At 63.6% G+C, this 4,667-nt stretch carries 3 protein-coding genes; 1 reads left to right on the forward strand and 2 read right to left on the reverse strand.

Features of this window, described 5'->3' with window-relative positions; genetic code table 11:
- Both ACPEES_RS22785 and ACPEES_RS22790 read right to left on the reverse strand, forming a co-directional pair.
- The coding region (locus tag ACPEES_RS22785) for a hypothetical protein (RefSeq protein WP_435106696.1) at window positions 1–356 on the reverse strand (356 nt) is incomplete at its 3' end.
- A gap of 606 nt (window positions 357–962) precedes the next feature.
- Entirely contained in the window at window positions 963–4,361 is a 3,399-nt protein-coding gene (locus tag ACPEES_RS22790; RefSeq protein ID WP_435106698.1) for an RHS repeat-associated core domain-containing protein, read from the reverse strand.
- Between ACPEES_RS22790 and ACPEES_RS22795 the strand changes: the two genes are divergently transcribed.
- Window positions 4,347–4,598: a hypothetical protein gene (locus tag ACPEES_RS22795; RefSeq protein ID WP_435106700.1), complete on the forward strand. Its 252-nt coding sequence runs from the start codon at window positions 4,347–4,349 to the stop codon at window positions 4,596–4,598. The two genes, ACPEES_RS22790 and ACPEES_RS22795, sit on opposite strands and share 15 nt — an antisense overlap.
- Window positions 4,599–4,667 lie beyond the last annotated feature (69 nt).

A 4,667-nucleotide genomic window follows, 5' to 3' on the forward strand; every position in this document is an offset into this window, starting at 1 on the left:
TATGCCGATGCCGACCTACAATGATTCATTAGGAAAAAACGTCGGCACTGTCGGAAAAAGGTTGACACATTCCGGGACGGCCCGCCATCGTCGGTGGCGCCGCTGTGATCGGGGCGCAAGCGCTGCCAGGCGGGGAAGAACTGCCACTGGCCGTCGCGCCACAACCGCCGGGCGGGCACGTGGCCGCCGAGGACTTTCACCCGCAGGTCCACCACCTGCTCGACGAGCAGGTAGTCGTCCACCGCCGGCGCACTGCGCTCGATCTCGATCCCCGCGCGCCCGGCGGCCACCGCCGTCCACAGCCACAGCGCGCACGCCAGCGTACGCACCACCAGTCCCTGGTGAACTCGTCTCATCCCTAAGTCTCGGTCGTTTGTCTCTCGTCCTGTGTCGCCCGGGTCGCCTGCCCTTACCTCGCTTACTCGGTGGTTGAGATCAGGCGACCGCTTGCCACCTTTCGATATTTACGGACTTCGAACCAGACCTTACAATACCGAAATCCGCATCAGCAAGAACGAGCTGTTCAACACACAGTACGCCCGAAAAAAAACCAAGCATCACGATTCAATCAATCGTCATCACTCCGGAGCCAACTGTTGACCTCTGAAGATAGACGAAATTTTTCTGGTGGAACATCGCGAGACGCCGAGTACGCTCCAAAAACAACTTCCCTAGCAACGGATAATAACGACACCTCCCGCCTAAGCCGCATCACCATATCCAGATGCTCTCGATCCGACTTCGCGAGCTCCCTTAGCGCAACAACAGCACGTGTGCACTCACCTTCTGAAGAATCCCTCGCCAGTTTTCCTGCTAACCTGTAACGATCCTCTATCCTGGACACCAAATCTAAAGATTTCACACTAAATCGCTCTTCGAGTGAATCTGCATACCCTGCCACATAGAATAGGAACATAAGAGCAACAGAAAAAAGCGCTCCTGCTAACGTAACCCAAAACCTCCTATGCATAATCACGCGTCCTCGGCATACATGCGGAATGATAAAGGATACATTCTCTCTTCCACTGCCTCCAAAGCTCGACACAAAGTCCCTTCTCGCCAATCGTCAGCGGCTGACACTTCATGTTCAAGGCGTCGCGGGTCTTCGGTCCGCATTTCTTTAGATCGTCGGGATAACCAGGGGGTGGCAACCAGGCTGGCGGCTTCGAAGCCATCAATCCGAGTGGATCAAAATGCCTCACGGGGTCGTTATTAGCATACACGTAAGTATTCAAACCACCACGTATACCAATGGGATCACTAGAGAAATAGCGACCTATTTCAGAATAGTAATACCGATAGTAGTTGTTATCGAGAACAGTCTCATAATCAAAAAACTGCCCGGGAAAGCGCAAGCTCCCTTGGGAGGAAACTTTAAATTCGCGCCCCTCGCCAAACGCCGCCCTTCCGAGCACTGAAGGGAGCTTAGCCCCATTAGCCTGAGCAATAACCCTAGGAGCACCAATGTGATCATTGTGATAGTAGTGCCGTTTCCCGCCGATTTCCGTCCACACCGGATCGGTGCCCCACGTGCTATTGGGCTTGAACCCATACCGCTGGATTAGGGTGCCGCTCTCGTCGTACTCGGCGATGAGCCCCTCATCGGCGTAGAGGAAGTAGGTGCGCTCGCCGTCGACGTCCTTCCATAATCGCCGCCCGAAGGGATCGTAGGCGTAGCGGGCGGTGAGGCCGTCGGGGCGCTCGAGGCGGGCGAGGCGGTTGTTGAGATTGTAGGCGTAGCGCGTAGTTTGGTCGCCATCGGTGCGCGTGATGGTGCTGCCGTTGGCGTCGTAGGTGAAGGTGACGTCGTCGTAGCCAAGCAGCTGGTTGGCGGCGTTGTAGCGCCACTCGCCCTCGGTATCGGCGCTGGTGAGCCGGTTGCCCGCCGGGTCGTAGGTGTAGTGCTCGTCAGCGAGGGTGGGGTTTTCCGCGTCGGTGAGTCGGTCGAGGCGGTCGTAGGTGTAGGCGTAGCGCCCGTGCTCGGTGGCCTTGACGGTGATGTTGCCAGCATCATTGTAGGTGTAGCGGTAGTCCATGATGGTGGCATCCGCCGGGTCCTCGCCGCGGATGCGCGTGGGGCGCAGGAAGCCATCGTAGGTGAAATGGCGCTCGCCGCCGCCGGGCAGCAGTACACGGCCGGGCTTGTGCCATTGGAACTGGTCGCGCACCAGGTGCGCCCCGTCGGGGAAGTCGATGCCGGTCAGAAGGCCCGCGTCGTTGTAGCGGAACCCGTAGCGATCGCCGCCGGGGTAGGTGAGCGCCTCTTTCTGGCCGTTGGCGGTGTAGGCGTAGCGAAAGGTCTTGGTGAACGGGCCGAAGTCGACGGTGGTGGCGGTGCGCCGGTCGAGGCGGTCGTAGGCATAGGTAGCGCTGGTGGTGCCGTTGTCGTATCCCGCGAGCTTGCCGGTGTCCGTGTACTCGAAGGTGGTCCGACGCGCCGGGGTGTCCGTCGCGGTGTCCGGGTAGTAGGCGGTGGCGGTACGCCGGCCGGCGGCATCGTAGCTGTGCACGGTGCGCTGGCCCTTGGCGTCGGTCTGGGTTTTGAGCTCGCCCGTGGGCGTGTAGGCGTAGCGCCAGGTCTCGCCGTCGGGCCAGACGGTGCGCGTCTTCTCGCCGCGGCGGTTGTAGGCGAAGCGCCGGATGACGACGCCACGCTGGTTGGTCACCGCGCGCAGGTTGTCGGCGTCGTCGTAGGCGTAGCGCACGGTGTGGCCCGTGGGATCCTCGATCACGACGCGCCGGCCCAGGGCGTCGTATGTGTAGCGGGTGGTGCGATCGGCGTTGTCGGTCACGCTGGTCCGGTTACCAGCAGCATCGTAGGTGTAATGTGTGGTCTCGGTGCGCCCTGCCGGCGTGGTGCGGGTGACTTCCACCTTCCGGCCGCGGCGGTCGTAGCGGTAGCGTTCCGTGTAGGTGGGGTATTCGATGCGTGCCAGACGCGTACGCCCGGCGTTCACCGCCTCGCCGCCGTAGTGATACGTGATGGTGTTGCCGAGACCATCAGTGAGTGTTTTGCGACGATTGCCGGCGGTGTATGTCAACCGTCGTTCCTGCCCGCTGGCATCGACGATGCGCCGCACCTGGCGGTTGGCGGCGTACGCCAGTCTCACCTCGCCGCCGGCGGGGTCAGTGATGCGGGTGAGCAGCCCGGCATCGTCGTAGTGATAGGTGGTCGTCCGGTTAGCCGCGTCGGTGACGCTCACGCGGTGGCCGGCGCCGTCGTAGGCCGTCTTGGTCGTGCGATCGAGCGGATCGGTCCTAGAGGTGCGGTTGCCGGCGGCGTCGAAGGTCCGGGTCCAGCGCTCGCCGCGGCGGTCGATGCGCACGCGGGCGTTGCCGAGGGCGTCGAAGTCGCGGTAGCGCGTGGTGTGGCCTTCGGGGTCGGTGCGGGACGTGACGTTGCCGTAGTCGTCATACGTCGTGGTGGTCACGGCCTCGGCGGTGTGGGCGTCGCCGACGAGGCGCCGGCGAACAAGCTGGCCGTGGGCGTCGTAGGCGAATTCGGTCACCCGCTCGGCGTCGGTACCGACGGCCTCGACGCGGCGGACGAGATTGCCGTGGTCGTCATATTCGTTGCGGGTGACGATGCCGCGCTCGTCGACGTGACGGGTGACCTGGGCGTAGTCGTTGTAGCGAAAGCGCTCGGTGCTCTCGTCCGGGTGGACGATGCGGATGGGGTTGCGCCAGCGGTCGTAGTCGGTGCGGGTGGTATGCCCGTTGGCGTCCTGCTTGGTGCGGCCGTGCTCGCCGTAGTCGTAGCCGGCGACTTCCTCGCCGTTGACCAGGCGCTTGACCACCCGGCCGTCGTGGTCGAGCACCACCTGCGTGATTTGGCCGCCTTCCCGGGTCGCGCGCATGTAGCGCTTGCCCTGGCGGTCCCAGGTGTAGCGAAAGCTCTTGCGCACGCCGTGGGCATCGGCGATGGCGGCGAGGTAGGCCTTGCTCGGCGTCTGCATCACCGTGCAGCCGCCGTTCCACTGCCAGCCGCTCTGACCGACCTGGCCGCTGGCGCCGTCCCACTCCCACTGCTCGGTCTCGGCGTTCCAGCGCCACTGCCCGTCCGGGACCACCCAGGTACCGTCGCCGGTGGGCACGCACTGCTGGCCACCGCCAGTCTGCTTGTGGCGGAACTCGGTGACGCGGTCGTCCGGATCGGTACGGCTGGTGAGCACGCGCTCGTCGCCGAGGGTGTCGTAGGTGTAGCGCCAGTCCTCGCCGCGCACGTCGGTCACGCGCACGAGCGCGCCGTCGGCATCGTAATGGTAGGTGACGGTGCGGCCGGTGCGGTCGGTGAGCCGGGCAATACGGCCTTCGCCGTCGTAGTCGACGGTGAAGGCGGTCTGGCCGTGATGGTCGAGCACACGCTCCAGGCGCCCGCCGGCGCCGCGCTCCAGGGTGACGGTGACGTCGTTGCGATCGCCGTAGGCGGTGGCATAGCCGTCGGCGTCGTAGCGGATCCAGTTGCCGCGGCGATCCGTCCACCGGTAGCCGCTGTCGGTCTCGACGATGCGCCGGCGCTCGTCGAAGACATAGGTGGGGGTCTCCGCGCCGGCATCGCGCTCGTACTCGTAGCGCCCGCGAAAGAGCGAGGACCCTGAGTGTCAACGTCACACCCGACAGTAGCCGAAGAGGAACGTGTGTAACATCTGGGCACTGACTTAGGAGCG

This window comes from Arhodomonas sp. AD133, assembly GCF_051195215.1.
Taxonomy (GTDB): Bacteria; Pseudomonadota; Gammaproteobacteria; order Nitrococcales; family Nitrococcaceae; genus Arhodomonas.